26 protein-coding genes and 1 riboswitch are annotated in these 20,834 nt (G+C 39.5%); of the genes, 8 read left to right on the forward strand and 18 right to left on the reverse strand.

What is annotated here, in order from left to right:
• Window positions 1–111: 111 nt before the first annotated feature.
• The 7 genes from NYE63_RS15425 to NYE63_RS15455 all read right to left on the reverse strand — a co-directional run bounded on the left by NYE63_RS15425 (window position 112) and on the right by NYE63_RS15455 (window position 6,584).
• The gene (locus NYE63_RS15425; protein ID WP_162878727.1) at window positions 112–279 is read right to left on the reverse strand and encodes a hypothetical protein; all 168 of its coding nucleotides are present in this window, start codon (window positions 277–279) and stop codon (window positions 112–114) included.
• 354 nt (window positions 280–633) lie between these two features.
• Window positions 634–1,596, reverse strand: coding sequence for a homocysteine S-methyltransferase (gene mmuM / locus NYE63_RS15430; protein WP_342601762.1), 963 nt, complete (start codon window positions 1,594–1,596; stop codon window positions 634–636).
• Window positions 1,586–2,980: an S-methylmethionine permease gene (mmuP, locus tag NYE63_RS15435; protein WP_342601763.1), complete on the reverse strand. Its 1,395-nt coding sequence runs from the start codon at window positions 2,978–2,980 to the stop codon at window positions 1,586–1,588. The genes mmuM and mmuP overlap by 11 nt, the downstream gene beginning before the upstream one ends.
• Before the next feature lie 82 nt (window positions 2,981–3,062).
• Window positions 3,063–3,165: riboswitch (SAM riboswitch) on the reverse strand.
• Window positions 3,166–3,397: 232 nt separating this feature from the next.
• The gene (locus NYE63_RS15440) at window positions 3,398–4,006 is read right to left on the reverse strand and encodes a flavin reductase family protein (protein WP_342601764.1); all 609 of its coding nucleotides are present in this window, start codon (window positions 4,004–4,006) and stop codon (window positions 3,398–3,400) included.
• Between the two features lie 20 nt (window positions 4,007–4,026).
• On the reverse strand, window positions 4,027–4,635 hold the full coding sequence (locus NYE63_RS15445) for an alpha/beta hydrolase (protein ID WP_342601765.1): 609 nt from the start codon (window positions 4,633–4,635) through the stop codon (window positions 4,027–4,029).
• Window positions 4,635–5,582: a ring-cleaving dioxygenase gene (locus NYE63_RS15450; protein ID WP_342601766.1), complete on the reverse strand. Its 948-nt coding sequence runs from the start codon at window positions 5,580–5,582 to the stop codon at window positions 4,635–4,637. The genes NYE63_RS15445 and NYE63_RS15450 overlap by 1 nt, the downstream gene beginning before the upstream one ends.
• 24 nt (window positions 5,583–5,606) lie before the next feature.
• Window positions 5,607–6,584 (reverse strand): ring-cleaving dioxygenase, encoded by a 978-nt coding sequence (locus NYE63_RS15455; protein WP_342601767.1) that lies wholly within the window; start codon window positions 6,582–6,584, stop codon window positions 5,607–5,609.
• Window positions 6,585–6,821: 237 nt separating this feature from the next.
• Between NYE63_RS15455 and NYE63_RS15460 the strand changes: the two genes are divergently transcribed.
• A complete protein-coding gene (locus NYE63_RS15460; RefSeq protein WP_342601768.1) occupies window positions 6,822–7,421 on the forward strand; it encodes a nitroreductase family protein in 600 nt (199 codons plus the stop codon).
• Between the two features lie 182 nt (window positions 7,422–7,603).
• Here the strand turns inward: NYE63_RS15460 and NYE63_RS15465 are convergent, their stop codons facing one another.
• The 3 genes from NYE63_RS15465 to NYE63_RS15475 are packed head-to-tail and all read right to left on the reverse strand — an operon-like array spanning window position 7,604 to window position 9,941.
• Window positions 7,604–8,656, reverse strand: a complete 1,053-nt coding sequence (locus NYE63_RS15465) for an alpha/beta fold hydrolase (RefSeq protein ID WP_342601769.1) — start codon at window positions 8,654–8,656, stop codon at window positions 7,604–7,606.
• Window positions 8,649–9,152 carry a hypothetical protein gene (locus tag NYE63_RS15470; protein WP_342601770.1) on the reverse strand — a complete coding sequence of 168 codons (504 nt, stop codon included), beginning with the start codon at window positions 9,150–9,152 and terminating at the stop codon, window positions 8,649–8,651. The genes NYE63_RS15465 and NYE63_RS15470 overlap by 8 nt, the downstream gene beginning before the upstream one ends.
• A 27-nt stretch (window positions 9,153–9,179) precedes the next feature.
• Entirely contained in the window at window positions 9,180–9,941 is a 762-nt protein-coding gene (locus NYE63_RS15475) for an SDR family oxidoreductase (RefSeq protein WP_342605781.1), read from the reverse strand.
• Between the two features lie 352 nt (window positions 9,942–10,293).
• Between NYE63_RS15475 and NYE63_RS15480 the strand changes: the two genes are divergently transcribed.
• Window positions 10,294–10,740, forward strand: a complete 447-nt coding sequence (locus NYE63_RS15480) for an OsmC family protein (RefSeq protein ID WP_342601771.1) — start codon at window positions 10,294–10,296, stop codon at window positions 10,738–10,740.
• Between the two features lie 53 nt (window positions 10,741–10,793).
• Here NYE63_RS15480 and NYE63_RS15485 read toward each other — a convergent pair whose 3' ends face one another.
• The gene (locus NYE63_RS15485; RefSeq protein ID WP_342601772.1) at window positions 10,794–11,045 is read right to left on the reverse strand and encodes a YkuS family protein; all 252 of its coding nucleotides are present in this window, start codon (window positions 11,043–11,045) and stop codon (window positions 10,794–10,796) included.
• Between the two features lie 98 nt (window positions 11,046–11,143).
• Between NYE63_RS15485 and NYE63_RS15490 the strand changes: the two genes are divergently transcribed.
• Window positions 11,144–11,278 (forward strand): YuzL family protein, encoded by a 135-nt coding sequence (locus NYE63_RS15490; RefSeq protein WP_094246662.1) that lies wholly within the window; start codon window positions 11,144–11,146, stop codon window positions 11,276–11,278.
• Between the two features lie 114 nt (window positions 11,279–11,392).
• On the opposite strand, the gene NYE63_RS15495 is transcribed toward NYE63_RS15490, so the two are convergent.
• Window positions 11,393–11,557 carry a hypothetical protein gene (locus NYE63_RS15495; protein WP_342601773.1) on the reverse strand — a complete coding sequence of 55 codons (165 nt, stop codon included), beginning with the start codon at window positions 11,555–11,557 and terminating at the stop codon, window positions 11,393–11,395.
• 80 nt (window positions 11,558–11,637) lie between these two features.
• Between NYE63_RS15495 and NYE63_RS15500 the strand changes: the two genes are divergently transcribed.
• The gene (locus NYE63_RS15500; RefSeq protein WP_342601774.1) at window positions 11,638–11,844 is read left to right on the forward strand and encodes a hypothetical protein; all 207 of its coding nucleotides are present in this window, start codon (window positions 11,638–11,640) and stop codon (window positions 11,842–11,844) included.
• Window positions 11,845–12,068: 224 nt separating this feature from the next.
• Here NYE63_RS15500 and NYE63_RS15505 read toward each other — a convergent pair whose 3' ends face one another.
• From NYE63_RS15505 to NYE63_RS15515, 3 genes are all read right to left on the reverse strand, one after another.
• A complete protein-coding gene (locus NYE63_RS15505; protein WP_342601775.1) occupies window positions 12,069–13,007 on the reverse strand; it encodes a magnesium transporter CorA family protein in 939 nt (312 codons plus the stop codon).
• A 322-nt stretch (window positions 13,008–13,329) separates the two neighbouring features.
• Complete coding sequence (locus NYE63_RS15510; RefSeq protein ID WP_342601776.1) at window positions 13,330–13,602, reverse strand: hypothetical protein; 273 nt, start codon at window positions 13,600–13,602, stop codon at window positions 13,330–13,332.
• A 61-nt stretch (window positions 13,603–13,663) separates the two neighbouring features.
• Window positions 13,664–14,743, reverse strand: a complete 1,080-nt coding sequence (locus NYE63_RS15515; RefSeq protein WP_342601777.1) for a nitric oxide synthase oxygenase — start codon at window positions 14,741–14,743, stop codon at window positions 13,664–13,666.
• Window positions 14,744–15,004: 261 nt separating this feature from the next.
• Between NYE63_RS15515 and NYE63_RS15520 the strand changes: the two genes are divergently transcribed.
• Both NYE63_RS15520 and NYE63_RS15525 read left to right on the forward strand, forming a co-directional pair.
• A complete protein-coding gene (locus NYE63_RS15520; RefSeq protein ID WP_048678030.1) occupies window positions 15,005–15,328 on the forward strand; it encodes a winged helix-turn-helix transcriptional regulator in 324 nt (107 codons plus the stop codon).
• A 138-nt stretch (window positions 15,329–15,466) separates the two neighbouring features.
• Window positions 15,467–16,384: an NAD(P)/FAD-dependent oxidoreductase gene (locus tag NYE63_RS15525; protein ID WP_342601778.1), complete on the forward strand. Its 918-nt coding sequence runs from the start codon at window positions 15,467–15,469 to the stop codon at window positions 16,382–16,384.
• Window positions 16,385–16,476: 92 nt separating this feature from the next.
• On the opposite strand, the gene NYE63_RS15530 is transcribed toward NYE63_RS15525, so the two are convergent.
• Window positions 16,477–16,623, reverse strand: coding sequence for a lmo0937 family membrane protein (locus NYE63_RS15530; RefSeq protein WP_342601779.1), 147 nt, complete (start codon window positions 16,621–16,623; stop codon window positions 16,477–16,479).
• Window positions 16,624–16,895: 272 nt separating this feature from the next.
• On the opposite strand from NYE63_RS15530, the gene NYE63_RS15535 reads away from it, so the two are divergent.
• A complete protein-coding gene (locus tag NYE63_RS15535) occupies window positions 16,896–17,216 on the forward strand; it encodes a YckD family protein (protein WP_342601780.1) in 321 nt (106 codons plus the stop codon).
• Window positions 17,217–17,384: 168 nt separating this feature from the next.
• Window positions 17,385–19,358, forward strand: coding sequence for a S9 family peptidase (locus NYE63_RS15540; RefSeq protein ID WP_342601781.1), 1,974 nt, complete (start codon window positions 17,385–17,387; stop codon window positions 19,356–19,358).
• Between the two features lie 42 nt (window positions 19,359–19,400).
• Here the strand turns inward: NYE63_RS15540 and NYE63_RS15545 are convergent, their stop codons facing one another.
• Window positions 19,401–19,832 carry a CBS domain-containing protein gene (locus tag NYE63_RS15545; RefSeq protein ID WP_342601782.1) on the reverse strand — a complete coding sequence of 144 codons (432 nt, stop codon included), beginning with the start codon at window positions 19,830–19,832 and terminating at the stop codon, window positions 19,401–19,403.
• 80 nt (window positions 19,833–19,912) lie between these two features.
• Window positions 19,913–20,749 carry an MBL fold metallo-hydrolase gene (locus NYE63_RS15550; protein ID WP_342601783.1) on the reverse strand — a complete coding sequence of 279 codons (837 nt, stop codon included), beginning with the start codon at window positions 20,747–20,749 and terminating at the stop codon, window positions 19,913–19,915.
• Between the last annotated feature and the right edge of the window lie 85 nt (window positions 20,750–20,834).

Below are 20,834 nucleotides of genomic sequence, written 5' to 3' on the forward strand. Positions count from 1 at the left end.
AAGTCTTTATTTCATGTGCTTCTTATATTGGAATGCGAAATTTAATAATCTTTAAAGGAATGGAAAATTGCTCAATATAATGTCTCAACAGATATACTGCATCTCCATATATTAAGGCATCTCATCTTCTTTTTCCCGATTTTTGAAAGCTTCATGTGTGACAATATCCTCAATCTGCTCATACTGGCGGCTGTGTTCCTTCTCTTCGCTAATTCTATTATTGGGTAAATTTCCTGGATGTCCTTTTTCTTTGTGATTAAAATTTTTACCACGACTCATTACTCATTCTCTCCTTTCTTTTCATTGTTTGTATAGTTTCCCCCAGCACGAAAAAAATATGATTTAATTTCTCTTTTCGCTATTTTTTGCAGCACGATTCTTTTTTAGCCGAACTGCTTAGTGACAAAAAAAGAAAAGGTATGAGTCAACATAAAACGATCCTTCACTCCCGTTCTCGAGCGACTAACTTCTGAAGCGGCAAGAATTAATAAGCAATTCGGCCTTTTCACTCGAATCAGAATAATGAGCTCAAAAAGAACAGGAACCGCCGGATTATGACGCTTCCTGTTCTTTTTATTTAAGGGTTTCTCCACTACTTACATACCTTATAACAGTTTGATAACAGTAAAAGGGCTAGGAGGATACTACCACGGAAGGTCGCCACTTTCTTGAAATGTCTGCAATATGATGAGGTTCAGTTCTGCAACATCCTCCAATTAAACGTGCCCCAGTATGGTGCCATTCTTCAGATTTCAAATCGAGACTGTTACATGATTCTTGGCCATGCCATGTTTTAGTTTCTGGATTATATGATTCACCAGAATTCGGATAAACAATAATCGGTTTATGCGTGTTTGCACGCAACACCTGTATGGCCTCCGTGATACCTGTAACAGGAGCACAGTTGATGCCAATTGCTGCAATTTGCTTACTGTCCCCAAACAATCTCGTACACTCCTCCAGCAATGTACCGTCACTTATCGCTTTTTCATTTTTCAACGAAAAGGATAGCCAAGCATAGACTTCTGGATAATCTTTCAATAATGAATGTAATATTTTTGCCTCTTGCAGGGAAGGAATCGTTTCAAATGCTAAAATATCAGCTCCTGCTTCAATCAAAGCCGATATTCGTGAGCGATGAAATGCCGCTAAAGTTTCATCTGAAACTCCATAGTTTCCTACATACTCTGAACCATCTGCAAGATAAGCCCCATAAGGTCCAACTGATGCAGCAACCAATGGTTTAGGTCTAATCGTTTGATATTCTTCCTTCCAAAATTCATCTCTTGCTTTTCTTGCAAGTAAAACCGTTTTCCGGATTAGATCCAAAGCCTCTTTTTCTTGTATTCCTCGTAGGGCAAAACCTTCAACTGTTGCTTGGTAGCTTGCCGTTATCGCACAGTCAGCACCAGCACGAAAGTAGTCATAGTGAACCCGATAAATCACTTCTGGATTTTCAAGTAATACACGTGCAGACCACAGGGGATCGTCCAAATCACACCCATGCCTTTCAAGCTCTGTAGCTAAAGCTCCATCCAAAATCATGACTGAATGATCTCGTAAAATTGCGTCAATTGGGTTCATTTTATTCTTCATGATCTACTCCTCTTTTCTTTATAGTTTGTGTCAGATAATAACTTCCATAGCAAAATAAAATAAACGGAATGCCACAATATAGTGCAATTCTTTGTGTAGGATCAAATGCAATTCCGATGCAAGAAGCAAGACATAGCATAAAAGAAACGATTGGTACGAGTGGATATAATGGTGTATGATAAGCCAAATCATTTACTGAATTTCCATCTTTTATAAATCGTCTGCGAAATAGAAACTGTGACGCACTAATACTCATCCAAACTACAACCACGGCTAGTCCAGAAATGGATACAAGCACTATGTATACAGTATCCGGTGCAATGATACTCGAGAAAAGGGCTAAACCACCGCCCACCATACTGAAAATGACTGCATTTACCGGAACACCCCGTTTTGTCAATTTTGCAAATATTGGTGATATAGTTTTCTTATCTGCAAGTGACCAAAGCATCCTGGATGAGGCATATAGTCCTGAGTTTGCAGCAGACAAAATGGCAGTTAATATAACAAAGTTCATAATATCCGCTGCATATGGCACTCCGATCCGTTCCAGAACTGTAACAAAGGGGCTCTCTGATACACTTGCATCCGAAATAGGCAATAATGCGGATAATACAACGATGGTTCCTACAAAAAAGATAATCAATCTCCATAATGTCATACGGATTGCCTTTGGTATCGTTTTTTCTGGATTCACAGTTTCTCCAGCTGCAATTCCGATTAATTCAGTTCCAGAAAATGCGAAATTCACTGCGAGCATCGTCATTAGAATGGCAAAAGCGCCATTCGGAAATAAACCTGCACTTGTAAAATTGGAAAATAACGGAGCAGATTGTGAATTAATTATTGGAATAAAACCTACCATTGCCGCAGCTCCCAGAATAATAAATATCACAATAGCAAATACCTTTATAGACGCAAACCAGAATTCGGATTCAGCGAAAAACTTAACGGTCCACACATTTAATGCCAAGACCAAAATGGCAAATAGAGCACTCCATATCCAGACACTTATTGATGGAAACCATCTCTGCATCAACAATCCTGCAGCCGTGAATTCCGAACCTAGTGCAACAGTCCAAGTTAGCCAATACAACCAGGCTACTGTATACCCTGTCCCTGGTCCGATGTATTTGGCTGCGTAGCTATGAAACGCACCTGTCTCGGGCATATGTACTGCCAGTTCACCTAGACATAGCATGACTAGATAAACCACTAATGCTCCAATCAGATACGAAAGGATGGTGCCAAACGGGCCAGCCTGGTGAATCGTATAACCTGAACTTAAGAATAAACCAGTTCCAATCACCCCGCCAAGCGATAGCATTATTATATGCCGTGCTTGCATTTGCCTTTGAAAATCATGCTTCCTTTTGTTCTCCATTCTTACTCTCCTTAATCTTGCATCCAGAAAAAACGAAAACGCACTCTAAAAAGAGTGCGCTACTGACAAATAAACACGTACGGTCTTATCTATCAAGGTTTCACCCTCTGGAATTAGCACAGTGTCTTTTTAGACCTGTTGCTGAGGTTTCATTGGGCCAGTCCCTCCACCTCTCTGGATAAGAAATTATTTTTTTATAACTTTATCAATCTATGAAAAATTTGTCAAGTTTTGTTTCGGTTGTAAAGACTTTCTTAAAATACTAACAATCATGGCACTTCCAGAATTAAAATGAGATGATTTCTATTTTTGGAACTGTCGCTCACCGTATTAAAATTGATGATAAAGCTAACCCGGATATTTTTGGTTTAAAAAATGACGACATCTTAAAAGATGACGCCATTTTTTTCTTTTCCCTTAAGGACGTTCTATTTCAAATAATTCTCCTAGTTTTGTATAAGTATGACCCGCTAATCTTGCTACAGGTTTTAGCCCATTCTGGTCAATTCGCCCATTATGGTAAATATCTTGCTCTATATGATAGCAGACTATTTTCCCTATCAATAAATCACAACCAGGTGTATTCTTGGAACCTGCCAATGGTATCGCATGCTCTAATGTACATTCAAAGCGTACCTTCGCTTCTTTCAATCCAGGTACGGATACCTTATCACTAACAGCTGGCGTGAAATTAGTAAGACCCAATTCACTTTCGTCAGATGGGAGTTCCTTGGCCGTTCGATTTGCATCAGCAACATTATTTTCATCCGTGATATGAACAACGAATTCACCTGTTTGAATTGCATTTCGGGCTGTGTCCTTTGAAACTCCTTCTTTCCGTTGAACAGAAATGGAAATCATCGGAGGATTGGAACTGACTATGTTGAAAAAGCTGAACGGCGCTATATTGATCGTACCGGTTTCGGATTGTGTCGTAACCAGGGCTATAGGTCTCGGTATAATGCTTCCAGTCAAAAACTTATAATTTTCCCGTTCAGTCAGACTTTCAGGATTAACTGAAATCATCTTCATTCCCTCTTTCATTCTTATATAAAGTTCTTATGAAACCATGAACCTGCTGCCTCGACCTCTGAACGTGTTAACTGATGACCGTAATTTTCCCAGTGAACATCCACCTTAGCACCAGCTTGCAGTAAAAGTTGATTAAGTTCATCAGTTTCTTCTGCGGGGCAAATCGGATCGTTTTTACCTGCAGCAATAAATACAGGTATATCCGAAAGGGGCGGCAAAGCAATCCCACGTCTCGGCACCATTGGATGATGAAGAATCGCTCCCTTTAGTGCCGCTTCGAAATGGAACATCAAACTTGCGGCTATATTTGCACCATTAGAATAACCTAATGCTACCACTTTGTCACGATCGAAGTCATATTGGCCGGACGCTAATTCCAAGAAGTCATAAAGCTCCTTCGTACGGAAGATCAAATCTTCTTCATCAAAAACCCCTTCAGCTAAACGGCGGAAATAACGAGGCATTCCGTTTTCAAGTACATTTCCCCGTACGCTCAATACAGATGAACCCGGTGAAACCATTTCCGCTAACGGCAAGAGATCTGTTTCCGTTCCTCCAGTGCCATGTAAAAGCAAAAGTAAGGGTGCTTCCGGATTACTTCCTTGTTGAAAAATATGCTTCATCATTTATCCTCCTCTAGTACTCTCGGCAAAGCCGGCAGTAACGTTTTCTCCATGATCTCCCTTTTTTCTTCCAGCCATGGCGGCAGCATTAATTTACTACCCATCGTTTCCTTCGTTTCATCATGAGCAAAGCCAGGTGGATCTGTGGCAACTTCAAAGAGTATGCCTCCATCTTCCCGAAAATAAATGGCATCGAAGTATTGACGGTCTTTAAAGGGTGTCACACCATAGCCATGGTTTGCGATATGCTCTCTCCATTCTTGATGATCTTCATTATCGATTGCACGCCATGCAAGGTGATGGACAGTTCCCACTCCTATTTTCCCATTTGGCAAAACCGTTTTTTTAACATCTATCAAATTTCCGACGTCCGATGTGGATTTGAAGCGAATGTAATCGCCCTCTTCCCCAATCATTTGCAGGCCCATCACTTCCTCTAATAGATTCATCGTTTTGATCGGGTTTGACGTCAATAATACGGCACCGCCGAATCCCTTGACCGCCTTATCGGCTGGTACACCGCCGAATGACCACTCGCTATTTTTTCCTTCTTTACGCTCAACCAGCTCAAGTTGCAAACCATGTGGGTCTTGAAATTCCAAATATTCCTCACCGAAACGTGAAACCTTTTCAAAATTTATGTTAAATTTACCCAAACGCATTTCCCAAAAGCCCATTGACCCTTCCGGAACGGCATATATTGTAACCCCCACTTGTCCAGAGCCAATTGTCCCCCGGTATGCTCCTGGCCAAGGAAAGAAAGTGATGATAGAGCCCGGTGAACCTGATTCATCTCCGAAATATAAATGATAAGTGCCTGGATCATCGAAATTAACGGTTTTCTTCACCATACGCATTCCCAATACTCCAGCATAAAAATCCACATTTTCTTGAGGATTGCCTACAATTGCGGTTATATGATGTATTCCAGCATTTTGCTTTTTCATGCCGATTACTTCCTTTCCCGTTGATTAATTTGTTGATTTTGTATGCAGTGGTTTTAAATTCGATTCAATATCCTTTCTTTTCGGTTCTAAAAAAGGCGGCAGGGCAAGGTTCTCACCTAGGTGCTGCTCGGCTTCATCCACTGCAAAACCAGGCCCATCAGTAGCTAGTTCAAATAATATGCCATTCGGCTCCCTGAAATAGAGTGAACGAAAATAAAAGCGGTCCACATATCCCGAGTTCACGAATTTCGATTCACTGATTTTCTCTATCCATTTTCTCAATTCTTCTTCATTATTCACACGGAAGGCAACATGGTGTACTCCACCCCTCCCTAACCTTTCCCGAGGTATGTCATTCCTTTCTTCAATATGGAGTTCCGCTCCTGTTCCTCCCTCACCTGTCTCGTAAACGACAATCGGGTTTTGCCCCCTAATTGATGATGGGTATGTGCCTAATTTCCTAAATCCCAATACCTCGGTAAGAACACTTTTTGTTTGTTCAATATTGGGTACAGTAAGTTTTACTGGTCCTAATCCAAGGATGGAAAACTCTTGCGGTACCGGGCTTCCATCCCACGGTAATCCTCCTTGAACGCCGTTATTATCCTGATCGGAAACCAGAAGAAGCCTCTGCCCTTCAGGATCTTTAAAAGAAAGCACCTTCCTTTCAAAACGGCTCGATATTTCATCATGTTCAACATTAAATTCCACAAACCTTTTTTTCCAATATCCTAGCGCTTCATCATCTCTCACCCTTAAAGAAATTTCTGAAATGCTATTGTTTCCCTCATGAGTGCGGGCAGCATTGGGAATTTCAAAAAACGTTAATTCCGTCCCCGGTGAACCAATTTGATCTCCATAAAATAAGTGATACATACGAACATCATCTTGATTCACCGTTTTTTTGATTAATCGCATCCCTAAGACTTTTGTGTAGAATTCAAAGTTATTTCCCGCTTTTGCTGTAATAGCCGAAACATGATGTAATCCTTTTAATTCCATCCGTACCACTCCTATCTTTATAAATTTACCCTTACGTTGATGAATTAATCCGCAAATAATATCTCGAATTCAAAGTATTTAACCTAGCACAATACTTTTAATGCAAATATCTTGAATTAAAGATAAACGACAGTGATATATTTGTCAACCATTTTCATTCAAATAATTTCAGCCGTATTCAAATAAAAAAATCAGGTCAAAATAAATCGGAATATAGAAGAATGGGAGGTGTGATATATGGTTAAAGATTTTTTTAGCGCAATTGAAGATAGACGCTCTTATTATTCCCTTAGCAAGGAACGTGTTGTCCCTAATAAAAGGATTAAAGAAGTTATCGATCATGCCGTTCAATATTCCCCTTCAGCTTTCAACTCCCAAAGTGCAAGAGTGATTGTTTTAACTGGTCAAAGCCACGACCTATTATGGGATATCACGAAAGAAACATTAAAAAAAGCTGTCGGTGACAAAGATTTTGAAAAAACTGAAGAAAAAATGAAGTCATTTATAAATGGTTATGGTACGGTTTTATTCTTTGAAGACCAGGCAATTATAATTAGGCTTCAAGAACAATTCAAAACCTATTCCGAAAACTTTCCGATTTGGTCGAACCAATCGTCTGCCATTTTACAATTTGTCGTATGGACTTCCTTGGAAATTGAGGGTTTTGGTGCAAGTCTTCAGCATTATAATCCTTTAATCGATGATGAAGTGAGAAAGACATGGGATATATCACGCGATTGGAAACTCATCGCACAGATGCCTTTCGGAAAACCCACTGCAGAACCTGGCGATAAAGACTTCTCACCACTTGAAGAACGAGTGAAGTATTATCAATAATACAATGGGGGCTGGTTCTACATACCGAGCCAGCCCTTTCATTTATTTCACTTTAGTAATCCGGAAATGATGCAAAAAATTTTGAAAATACCAATGACGCAAAGCCTATATATTCCAAAACCGGCATGATTTTGATATCCTCACTGGCGTTCAACATGTACATTTCACCCCCCCCTAGTAACCTATTGAATTGGTGAAGAACGCCCTGGTAGCCATTCTTTCAAATAATATGGGAGTACACCGGAATATTTTTTAGCAGCATGTCCACTTTTTATTAGGCTATATGTCTTATCTTTACATGTTAAATGCTTCATTACCGGATAAATCATTTCCTGTGGGACCAATCGATCATTCTTACTCGCTATTACCAAAACACTAGCATCAATTTTCGATAGCTTAGCTTTTTTTCCCCTTACCTTAAATCCCCCATTAACCAAGCTATTTTTTATCAAAAGGTCTTTGGTTAATTGTTTTGCGGCTGCTCCGGATAATGGTACATGCCCATTAACCCAAGCATTGAAGCGGCGCCAATTTTGAACATATTCATCATCATCCGCTTGATTCAATAAAGATAAATATGGTGATATATAGATAGGAGATGTAATTAACCGGATTCCATATTTAACTGCACTGGCTGGGATCGTTTGATAAATATCAATCGTATCGTTAAAATCCGCGGTACCTTCTTTTAACGCTTCCTGCCATTGATCAAAAAATTCTGAGGCACTGAAATCTACCGGTGTAGCGGAGAGGATCAAATTCTTGATTGGCTCGTCTGCAATGGCAGCATATATTGCGGCTATTGTACCGCCGAGGCAAAATCCCATGACTGTAATTTCTGATGCTCCAGAGTGGCGTAATGCACGCTGTACTCCTTTTTGAATATAATCGACGATATAATCTTCGATCGATATTTCACCATCTTCAAAGCCCGGACTTCCAAAATCAAGCAAATACACATCAAAACCTTCATTACCAAAAGATTCTATTAAACTATTCCCGGGGGACAAATCAAGAATCAAAGGAGTATTGATTAGTGAATATATAACAAAAACCGGCACATCATATTTTTTTTGTGCTGATGGATAATACCAAAGTGTTGATTTGTTTTTTTTCCACACCGCTATTTTCGGCGTCAGTCCCATTTCAGGCATTGGCTGATTGGGAATATCCATAAAATTTTTCCATTTAGATATGGATTCGGATTGATTTTTCGGCACTTTCCGCTTAGACATTTGAATTACCCTGTCCAAGTGAATCGAACTCAGGTAACTGCGAGCTTAACAATAATGAGTTATTTATAAAATCCGATAATCTTTTTTTACGCCCTTCCATTTCATTGGATTCCCGACTTGACTTCTTTTTCTTACTGCGCGATGAAAAAGCATTGCGTTTATTACTAACTGAAGAATTACCTCTGACGTTCCCGCCCCTATCCTCTACAAGTGTTGAGACCAGCTCTTCTAACCTATCAATTTTTTCTTCGAGCTGGATGACTAATTTCGCTACACTCGCTACATCTTTTTTTGTTGGATAATTCATGATGATGGACATTCTTTCTGAGGCTTCCTGCATTCTATTTATTCTTGGAATCTGCAATCGGGCATTGTCGCTTACTGCTTCTATTAACTCACGATTATTTAGCAAATCCTGAATTTTACCATTAAGCTGTCGCTCTTTTTGTGCGCCTAGTAATTTAAGCCCTTTATAAAAATTTGATTTTCCCGCCATATATTTCTTCCTTCCTTCCTCTTCCGTTTACACTAATGCCGATATTCCACCGTCTATGATCAAAATATGACCAACCATATAGTCAGAAGCCTGTGAGGCTAAAAATACGGCGGCACCCTTTAAATCATCCTCTTCGCCAAACCTGCCAGCCGGAGTTTTACCTAATATGTCATAGTTAGACTTTTCAAGAATTTTCTTTGTGATTTTAGTCGGGAAAAATCCAGGTGCAATTGCATTGACTTGGATCCCGTATCTAGCAAGTTTAACTCCTAAATCCTTGGTCATTGTAATGATGGCACCCTTACTGGTGTTATAAGCTATCGTATCCAATAGCTCAGGAAACGTCCCGCCAAGACCTGTCACCGATGCAATATTTATGATTTTCCCGGAATTTTGCTGCTTCATGACCTTCGCTACTGCCTGTGAAAACAGGAATGTACCTGTAACATTAACATTCAATACTTTTTCCCACTTATCCTTGGGAAGATCCAAAAGCGGACCTGACCAGGACGTACCGCTATTATTGACAAGAATATCAATTGTGCCGAATTGAGCAACCGTTTCCTGGACGACATGGTCAATGGCACTCTCATCCGTGATATCGCATTCAAAGGCAACGGCATTAACACCCATCGCTTGCAAGTCTTCACATACCTCCTTACATACAGGAAGATTTCGTGAAGCAATGACTATATTTGCACCAGCCTCCCCCAACGCCATGGCGATCTGTTTGCCCAGTCCTCTGCCGCCGCCGGTAATGATAGCCGTTTTATTAGTCAAATCGAACATATTATTCAATGTAGTCAACTTTTCAGCCCTTCCTTAATGAAGTATTATTTATATAAAACCGTCTATATCATTATAGAAAAGCCTATCCAATATTGTGCTTAAAATAGCCTAATGCCTCTGCCTTTTGTTTCAACAACATGTATCCTTTATATCAATAATACCATTACGTTCGAATGCTTCGGTGGCTGGCGGAAATTTGCCCTACCAGGAACTAATTCTGCTTAGCGGTAGAATATTTGTTCGATTAGCTACTTATTCACGCCGTTTGCCGGACTAATCGACTGAGTGAGCAAAATCGGATACTTAACCTGTTTAATCGTTTACACTATAGAATAGTAAGGAGGTTAAAAAAATGACGATACATCACTTTCATTTAACCGCGGAATGGCCCGGCGGCAGAAATGATATCGGCACGATTCATTCAGGGAATCTTCAAACACAGATAAGTATTCCTACTGATATGGAGGGACCAGGGATCGGCACTAATCCCGATGAAATGCTGCTTGGGGCGGCATCGACCTGCTATATCATTACCTTTGCTGCCATGTTAGAGCGAGCCCATATAGAAAAGCTGAGCTTGACCATGCAGTCGGAAGCGTTAGTGGATGTTACGAATGGTGTATTCACCTACAAGAAAATCATTCATCGCCCTGCACTCATATTAGTACCGGGTACTTCTGAAAAAGTGGTTGAAAAAGCGAGGAAACTTGCTGAAAAAGCTGAAACTTCATGTATGATTTCTAAAGCGATCAAAGGTAATGTAGCGGTGGAATTGATTGCGACAATTTCCATAGCATAGTACCCCGAACAGAAAAAGTGCCTAACCCCATATCGGTTTAGGCACTTTTTGAACTATTGAATGGCGTTCACTTTATTTTCAACCTCGCGGCACACTTCATCAGCCGTTAAACCATTTGCCTCAATGATAGACGCTTTTAATGAAGTATCGCTTATACCCATCATATTACTTTCCAAACCTGTTACCACACAACAATCCACGTTTTTTGCGTCAGCTTCTTGTTTAATCTCCACAACATCAAAACCTTTTTCACGAAGTGCTTCCTGAATATTCGTTAATGATTCTTCAACACCGATTTTTGACATCAACACACACCTCCTCTACCCTCTAACCTGTCCTTTTAACCTGCAATATATGTATAGGATGCAAAGGAAATAGGGAAAGTAATATCGAGGTGATAAACATGAATGGAAAAAACAAGAAAGATGCTTCACAAACTCGTTTAGGTTCTTCTCAGGTAGAGGGGCAAGGTACCACTACGAAAGAAACTGGTTCCTTCACTCAACCCTCTTCTCATAAAAAGCAAAAGCGTACATGATAAAAGAGAATCCTAAACCACCATGGAATACGCAAAAAAACGCTTGGTTTAATCGCCAAGCGTTTTCCTCTGCATGATCCTGTGCTATTTTACTTTGAAGATCGGGGACTTGTCTTATATATTTTGCTTCCTGATTTCCCTTTGGATCTTTAGATCATTCAATTGATCTTCATCAATTTTTTTTGAATCCATTTTTGCTTTATCGGCTCCACCTGGGTTTATATCACTTGCCCTTAAATTATTATTGAGAGCTGCTTGCTCGTTCCATTTGGTCATCATGATCTCCTCCTCAGTCCTTTATCCTTCCCAAACCTAAGAATATTCATGAATACACCCCATCATTTATTGCAAAGATAGGAATGGAGGTGGTTTTATTGGAACCAAACAAACCCGGTAATAAGAATATACCGGATTTTAAAGAGTTGAACGACCGTATCATCAGAGAATCATCACAGAGTCCCCGTTTAGTGATTAAAACAAATTTGGATGCAAAGAATGTAAAGGATGAGAATCCTTATGCCGATCGGATTAACAGTGAAGGATTTTCTGATTTTTTTGAGGAATAAAACAAACCACTTTGTACAATTTGGACGTTGATTTCCACTCCAGGCACTCGCTTTCCGCGGGCGGTCCGGGAGCCTCCTCGGCGCCTTTGCGCCTGCGAGGTCTCCCCTGGACGCGCTTTTCCCGCAGGAGTCTCGCACCTTCAGTTCCAATCAACTTTGTTTTAAAATTTAGATAAAATCCCTTTTGTCTACAAAATGAAACCGGCTTAATAAGCCGGTTAATCTTAAAAATATTTTTTCTTCCAAAAAATGAATGCCGTCGTGCCCGCCAATGTGATGGCAATTAATAATGTAAATATGAAAGCAAACCGATTATGTTCAAATGGCAATTCCACATTCATTCCGTAAAAACTTGCCACCATCGTCGGTAGCGTTAAAATAATGGTCACTGAGGTTAGAAACTTCATGGCATTATTGACATTATTGGAAATGATCGAAGCGAATGCATCCATCATGCCGCTAAGAATGGATAGATACACTTCTGCCATTTCGATTGCCTGAGCATTTTCGATGATTACATCCTCAAGTAATTCTTTATCTTCTTCATACATTTTCAAATAATTAAAACGGAGGATCTTATCAAGCACTACCCGATTGGATTTCAATGATGTCGTAAAATAAACCAGGCTTTTTTCCAAAGCAAGGAAAGTATATAATTCTTTATTTTTCATGGACTGATGCAATTCACGTTCTGCTTCATTAGTCATCTTGTTAATCTGTTTCAGGTAACGTAAATAATAGGATGAAATCTCAAATAATAATTGTAAGGCAAACCTTGTTTTCTTATTGGTGAAAAATCCTTTGATCTTATTGTTTTTGAAATTCGCCAATATCGGTGTTTCTTTCAAAGATACCGTAATGAAACAGTCTTTGGTAAAGATCATACCTATGGGAATCGTTTCAAAGATCGGTAAGTCGGCTTCGTCCCTGGTCAAATATGGGAAGTCGACAATAATTAAAACATTATCATCCTCTTTTTCGATTCGAGGCCTTTCCTCATCATCCAGCGGATCTTTCATGAAATTGATCGGTAAATTCAAAGTCGTGCATATATAATCTATTTCAGCTTCAGTGGGCGCGACAATGTTCACCCAGGAACCTTTTGTCATTTCCTCGATATTGTTTAGGTGACGGTTTTCATCCGTCTTATACATTTCAATCATTTCTTGACCTCCTCTTCTATAGAGAAAGCCTTATTTACCTTCTTCGAGCAGATACTCAGGGAGAATAACAGTCTCGACTTCTAGCATCATATTGGCTTCCTCTTGCTTTCTGGGTTCAGGATCATAAGAACTGCTGCTCACTCGTATCCACTTCCTTTCGATTCTTTAATCTTAATCCTTATTCATTTAAAGCACAATAAAGAATTTAATACCTTGAATTCCTGTTTTGAATTCGCAATTTTCTGATATCCCAAGATTGAAAAAGATAATAAAAACTACCACAAAAAAAACGCTTGGGTCCCCCCAAGCGAGTCTGATTATTTTATACATGCTTAACATTATTATAATAGTGAACACCATACATGGCGCCTTCATCTACCATTTTATTGTCTTCATGATCATATGGATCAGGGTGACCTGCCTTTTCAATTACAGGATCCAGCTCTGAAGCCGTCCTATTCCAAAAGCCTACTGTTTTTGCTTTAGCATTGGACCATATGTCCTTCACTTTTCCTCTGTTCGTTTTATTCGATAAGAATGAGACTCCGGCAACTCCGACTCCTAGTAATACCACGTTTCTTCCTAATGCCATCATTACCTTCCCCCTTATTTATTGGCTTGCTATATATATACCCTACGCAAGTTATTATAAACCTTTATTTATATGGTGGAATTTGATAAAAGAAATTAGGTTTCATTATTTCATTGTTATATGGCTTATGAAAAACGTGTGTTGTGGCTGGAGACACCGGTGGAATTAACCAGGTCCAGTCCCCCGTTACTTTCCGGTCACAAGAGAGTTCTTTTTCTTCGAATTTCTTGAATTGTTTAGCTGCTGTATGGTGATCAACAATGCTGACTCCGTGTTTTTTAAACGAATGAAGGACTGCTTCATTCAGTTCGATAAGGGCTCGATCTTTCCATAAACTCGAATCACGTTTAATATCCAAGCCCATCCTCTCCCCGATTGCCGGTAACATATTGTAGCGTTCTTCATCAGCAAGGTTCCTGGCACCAATTTCCGTACCCATGTACCACCCATTAAATGGTGCAGCTGAGTAAGTAATACCGCCAATTTCCAGCCTCATACCAGATATGATTGGAACTGCATACCATTTAATTTGAAGATCTTTGAACCAAGTCAGTTCTGGGTGGGTGATTTGAACTTCTTTAACGAGGCATTCAGGTATATCATGAAAACTAGGGGTTTTTCCGTCCAATTGGAATACAAGGGGTAAAATATCGAAATGTCCGAATTTCCCTTCCCATCCTAATGCCATACATTGCTTGGTGAATTCTATTGAACTTGAATCGCCGATTACGCCATGTTCCGTCTCATATCCTGCATACCGAATAAGCTGATGATTCCAAATATCCACTTTTCGATCATGATCTTCCTGTTTGAAAATTGTAATCACAGGCCTGATGCTCCCATTATTCGTAGCATATTCGATATGATCAAAGAGAGCCGATACAATTTCTTCTTCGCTTTGAATCATCCTTTTATCAATCACCCTCAGCGACTCCCAAAAGAAGCGCCCAATGCATCGATTGCTATTACGCCAAGCTAATTTAGCACCATAAACCAATTCTTCATATGTATGTTCATATATGCCTGTTTCATTTATTTCCTTTTTAATTTGTTCGATCCTGCCATTTATGTCCTCTTCAGTTTTCAATAATTCCGGGTAACTTGTCCTGATAAAGGATACGGCCTCTTGCAGTAAATCACTCATCTTTCCCACGGATCCTTCCATTACAAAACTTTAACTTCAATATTAAAATAACATATTTTTCATGGTATCTCTAAAAAACACAATTTTTTAAAGCGCATTTTTAAAAAAATGTGGCAATTCCGAGGCAGATACTTTTCATAATACTTAAAGTAAGCTCATAAATTTCTTATACTATAACATCTCTAGTAACTAAATAATTATCGGTAAAGTTGTTACATATGAGGTAAATGCATTATAATATATTAATAATGAGGTGATATGATGAATAATACGACACTTTGTCCACGATTTGAAAAAGGAATGCAAATCTTGAGTAAACGCTGGACTGGATTGATTGTCAATCAATTACTTAATGGCCCTCAACGGTTTTGTAATATTGAATCTGCATTCCCGATAAGCGGCAGGATTCTTTCTGAACGTTTAAAGGACTTGGAAATTGAAGGTATTGTTAAAAGGGACGTATATCCAGAGACACCGGTCAGGATTGAATATTCTTTAACTGAAAAAGGCAAGGCTCTCGCGCCGGTAATGAACGAAATTCAAAATTGGGCACAAGAATGGCTCGAACCGATACAGAATCAATGATATAAGCATTAAAGAAAGGGAGGAAGGTCTGCCAGCTGCGGACCTCCTCCTTTTTTGTTTAAGCGCCAGCGACTAGTGGTATATTTTTTACATATAGAATAACACTAGGTTTATTCCTAATTTATGGGCGGTGAATTCATGAAACAAGCAGATTGCATTATTATTGGTGGAGGTATAGCCGGTATTCAGGCAGCCATCCAGCTCGGAAGATATAAACATAATATTATCGTCATTGATTCTTCTCAAGGGCGCTCTTCCATTGCCAAGGCTTACCATAACATTCTTGGATGGCCGGAAGGGGTTAGCGGCAAACAATTAAGGACGCTTGGCAGACAGCACGCTGAAAAATTCGGTGTCGAATTCTTGGATGATACAGTGACATCTCTTGAAAAAAAGCAGGACAAGTTTTTTATCCAAACAAAAAATAACAGGGAATATCAAGCAAAAATGATTTTTCTTGGTACCGGCATAACCGATAACATTCCTCCAATCAAAAACATTTATCCAACCCTTGGGACATCCACATATATATGCCCTGACTGTGATGGGTATGAGATCATGGGTAAGCAAACTGTTGTCCTTGGAGGCGGAAATACGGGTGCGGTCATGGCGCTTACTCTATTATATTGGTCAAAAGATATCATTTACGTAAATCATTTGAAATCTAAAATTGATGATGTGTATAGGGAAAAGTTAAAGGAAAATCAGATTCCCGTAATCGAAGAGGAAGTTTGTGAGGTTCATGTTGATGCCAAACAGCAGTTAAAAGCCATACAATTAGTATCTGGTAAAATTATCGAAGCTGAAAAGGCATTCACGGCGTTTAAAGGGAACAAACTTAATAATGACCTAACATTACAATTAGGTGTGCAAGTCAATGAAAACAATCATGTCGTGATTCATCCCCGGACTAAAGAAACGAATATTAAAGGGGTCTGGGCAGGCGGCGACCTCGTTGCCCATTCCGAACAAGTCACCATTTCAATGGGGGATGGGACCCAAGCAGCGATTTGGATTCATAAGAGGCTGTTGGGACAGCCACTACCATATGATTGACAGACTAATTGAAATTTAAAAGGCGACCTGTTCACCAGGCCGCCCTTACATTGGTATTTATAAACTTTTCCACGTTAGCCTTCGATTCATATCTAAATTCGCTTCCTTCCCTTAAAAACTTTAACCAAAATGAGAATGACCGCGATGATAAGCAAAATATGTATAAAGCCTGCAGCCACTTTAAAAACTAAACCAAGAACCCATAATAATATTATTAATCCAATGATTGTCCAAATCATGATAATCCCCCTTTCTTCCCTTCTTTAAAAGATTTTTATTAATAAGAAGTTAAAACAATATTTTCTGCTTACATTTAAATTACCCATATCTTTCTGTACCAAACCCTTACCTAATTTTTTTACATAAAACTGTAAATGCTGTAAATGATAATAAAGAAATAAGGAATCTTCCATATTGAAAACATTCACCATAAGGAAGAGACTTTCAGGTTTTAAAGGTTCTACAGCTCTTAATAAGACAGAAAAAAAACAAAAGAAGGAGTCGATCATTCATGAAAAAGTTTTTAGTCATCTGTTTGACAGCCTGTTCCCTATTTTTAGTCAACCTGAATCACCCGGCTGCAGAGGAAAATAAAGCAAAACCGGAAAGTGTACAATTTACTGACGCTCAAAAATCGGAAATCGCTAAGATCCAAAAGCAGATACTCGCTGACAAAAAGAAATTGATCGAAAAATATGTCGAGTATGGTGCGCTTTCGAAAGAAGAAGCCGATAAAATGGTTTCACATTTTGAAAAACATTATAAAATGATGGAAGAACATAATTTCCAAATACCGCCGCACCGCCCACATACACGACACATGCAAAAATAGTTGTAAGTTTTTTTCATATAGCCTGATAATCCGACCTGATGAAAAGGTCGGATTTTTTTCATTACTTTCGTCCTTGATAAATAAACATTCCGCGTTTACCATTTACTAAAGGATTTATATTTCTCTTTAGCGAAATACATAACTATGAGAAATGAAAGGGTGAAAAGGATGAACAAAATAGGTATTACAGCAAGAGACTTATTTCACTTGAAATCAGTGACCGATCCAAAGCTATCACCGGATGGCAGCATGGCGGTTTATGTCCAAACCAGAATAGATGAAAAAACGGAAAAATATATTTCCAATCTGTTTATGTTCAGCCTGATTACGAATGAAACAAAGCAATGGACGTTTGGGGATAACCGTGATACATCACCAGCCTGGTCCCCCGACGGAAAGCATATCGCATTTATATCAGACAGATCAGGTAAAAAACAAGTCCACATTATTGGGAGCATTGGAGGGGAAGCACAACAGCTCACCCATTTCGTTAACGGTGTATCAAAGCCTATTTGGTCTCCTTGCTCCACCAAGCTGCTGCTTTCTACCGGGTTAAAGGAGGGCGAAAACCTTAATACGGTTAAGGAAAATGATCTATCCAAAGAAGTTAATAGGTATGACCGGATTAAGTATAAATGGGATGGGAGAGGCTATTTTGATCAGTTATATCAGCAGCTGGTTATAGTGGAAATTTATAAGGGAGAATCCACATTGCTAACGGAAAACAATATTGATCATTATCCCAATGCATGGTCCCCAGACGGTCAGCATATTGCATACATAAGCGGGGATGCAGAAAGAAGTGATGATGAACTTTTTTCCGATATTTTCATCATGGACCTTGAAACGAAATCTTTAGAGAAGATAACGGATGGTACAGGTTTCTTTAGGGATCCGAAATGGTCTCCAAATGGGGAATATCTATCTTTCATTGGCCATAATAAAGAATTCGCCGGTGCCACCTTTTCGAATATCTGGTTATATTCCATTTTTGATCATACGACACAGTGTTTGACAGATGGATGGGACGTCCAAATTGGAGATTCCGCAATTGGGGATTTCCAAATCGGAGCCGTCGACCCAGGTATTTTATGGACAAATGATAGCCAAGGATTTTACTTTTTAATAAGCGATTACGGAAATACCGGAGTATATTATGGTTCGATTGAAGGAGCTATGTATCCATCAATCCTTGACCCGCAGCATATATATGGTCTGACTATTGATCCCGAAAGCCACCGTGCTGTCGTGGCCATCAGTACACCTGTTCATCCCGGCGATCTCTTTGCTTATAACCTTACCAATGGCGATAAGGAACAAATCAGTTTTGTTAATGAGGAATTTTTGAAGGATAAACATTTGTCCATGGCTGAACCCATTACTTTTCCATCTGTTGATGGACTTACCATCCACGGCTGGATCATGAGACCGACCGATTTTAATGGTAATCAAAAATATCCACTCATTTTAGAAATCCACGGCGGTCCGCATATGATGTATGCCAATACCTATGTACATGAATTCCAGACACTGGCTAATGAAGGGTATACTGTATTGTTCACTAACCCGCGGGGGAGTGTAGGATATGGCCAAGACTTCGTAAATGCCTGCCGAGGCGATTATGGAGGCATGGATTATAAGGACTTAATGGCTGGAGTGGATCACGTTTTAGCTACGTATGATTTTATAGAGCATGAAGATTTAGGGGTATCCGGAGGAAGTTATGGAGGGTTCATGACAAATTGGATCATCGGACATACTAACCGCTTCAAAGCCGCTGTGACTCAGCGTTGCATTAGTAACTGGCTAAGTTTTTATGGGGTCAGCGACATTGGCTATTATTTTACAGAGTGGGAAGTAGGCGGTGATATCGTTAACTCTGCTGAAAAATTATGGCAGCACTCTCCTTTAAAATATGTTTCCAATGTGAATACCCCTTTACTTTTACTTCACGGTGAAAAGGATTTCCGCTGTCCCATTGAACAGAGCGAGCAATTTTTTGTCGCTTTAAAACGGCAAAATAAAGAAGCGTTACTTGTTTCCTTCCCAGATGAAACTCATGAGGTATCCCGAAGCGGATCTCCAAAAATGCGCCTGCAACATGTTGAGGAAATCAAAGGATGGTTCAATAAGTATCTTTAAAAACAAAAACTCTGTTAGCAAAAGCTAACAGAGTTTTTGTTTTTAGTGTTGAATTTGGTCTCTGTCCTCGGAAATTGAACTTAAAGCATTTCCCGCCATTGAATTTGTCTGATGGTGTACAGCAAGATCACCTAATGCCACGACTCCGACCAGCTTGTCATTCTCAATGATAGGGAGCCTTCTGATTTGTTCGGTAGCCATTAACTCCTCAGCTTCATCCACTGACATATCAGGTGTGCCTGTTACAAGGTTGGTGGAAATGACATCTGTAATTCTAGTCGAATTCGGCTTTTTCTCGGCAACACAGCGAATGACGATATCCCTGTCTGTAATGACACCAATTAAATGGTTATTCTCCAATACAGGAATAACACCAACATCATCATTCTTCATTTTGACTGCTGCTTCATATATATTATCTTCAGCAGTGCAACAGTCCACGTCTGTTGTCATGATATCTCTTATTTTAGCCACGAATATCCCTCCATTTTTCATAAGTTGCTTGTTTATTTTTGACTTCTGAAGAGAAATTATTCATGAAACACGTTCACGCTTCATTCCACATATTTCCCATGATCCGGTTTAGCTAATGAATCGAATTCCTTTGCCAGCTTTGATAAACCCATTTCCAGTTCTTGCCCTTCAACTGGATACCCGTGACCCGTTATGGCAACAGCAGGCTTCAGACTTTCCAATGACTTTACCGATTCTTTGGCAGCCTCCCAATCGGTTGTCAAATACCGCGGCGGTCCTGATATTTCTTTCTCCTGAGTGATAACCTTGTATAGGGAATCTTGCCTGACATTCACAAAAGCATCTCCAGCAATCAAACTTCGGTCACTTTCGCGGAAAAGTGAAATATGTCCTTTTGAATGGCCAGGGGTGTGAACCCATTTCCAATCGCGTAGCCCGGGAACACTATGATCATCAGGCAATGGCTGAACTTTTTCATCAAGGTTGATCCCCTCATTCGGAAATATCCATGAAATTTTTGCTACCATCCCCCCTTCAACAGTTGGATCCGGTTCGGGATAATTTTCCTGTCCCGTTAAATAAGGCATTTCTTTAATGTGGGCATAAACAGGAGCCTTCCAATACTCCATTAACTCAATCAGTGCACCAACATGATCGAAATGTCCATGTGTCAAAATAATGGCAGCAGGCGGATTTTGCGGTCCGTAGATTTCTTCAGCAGTTTTCTTTATTACCTCTGCTGAACGCGGCATCCCAGCATCTATCAATACCCATTTTTCATCTTTGGGTGACCCTACAAAAATTACATTAACGATTTGGGCGGACAGACAATATATATCCTCATTTATTACCTGTATATCTCCACTGGAAACTGAAGTCATTGGCATCAATTTTTCATTCAAATGATTATCTTCCATTTATCATCCTCCTAATTTTGAACATACTGTTTTAAAAAGGATACCCTGTACAAGTAAATAAAAAACAACCTATAATTTATATAGG

It is taken from the genome of Peribacillus sp. FSL E2-0159, assembly GCF_038643155.1.
Classification (GTDB): domain Bacteria; phylum Bacillota; class Bacilli; order Bacillales; family DSM-1321; genus Peribacillus; species Peribacillus simplex.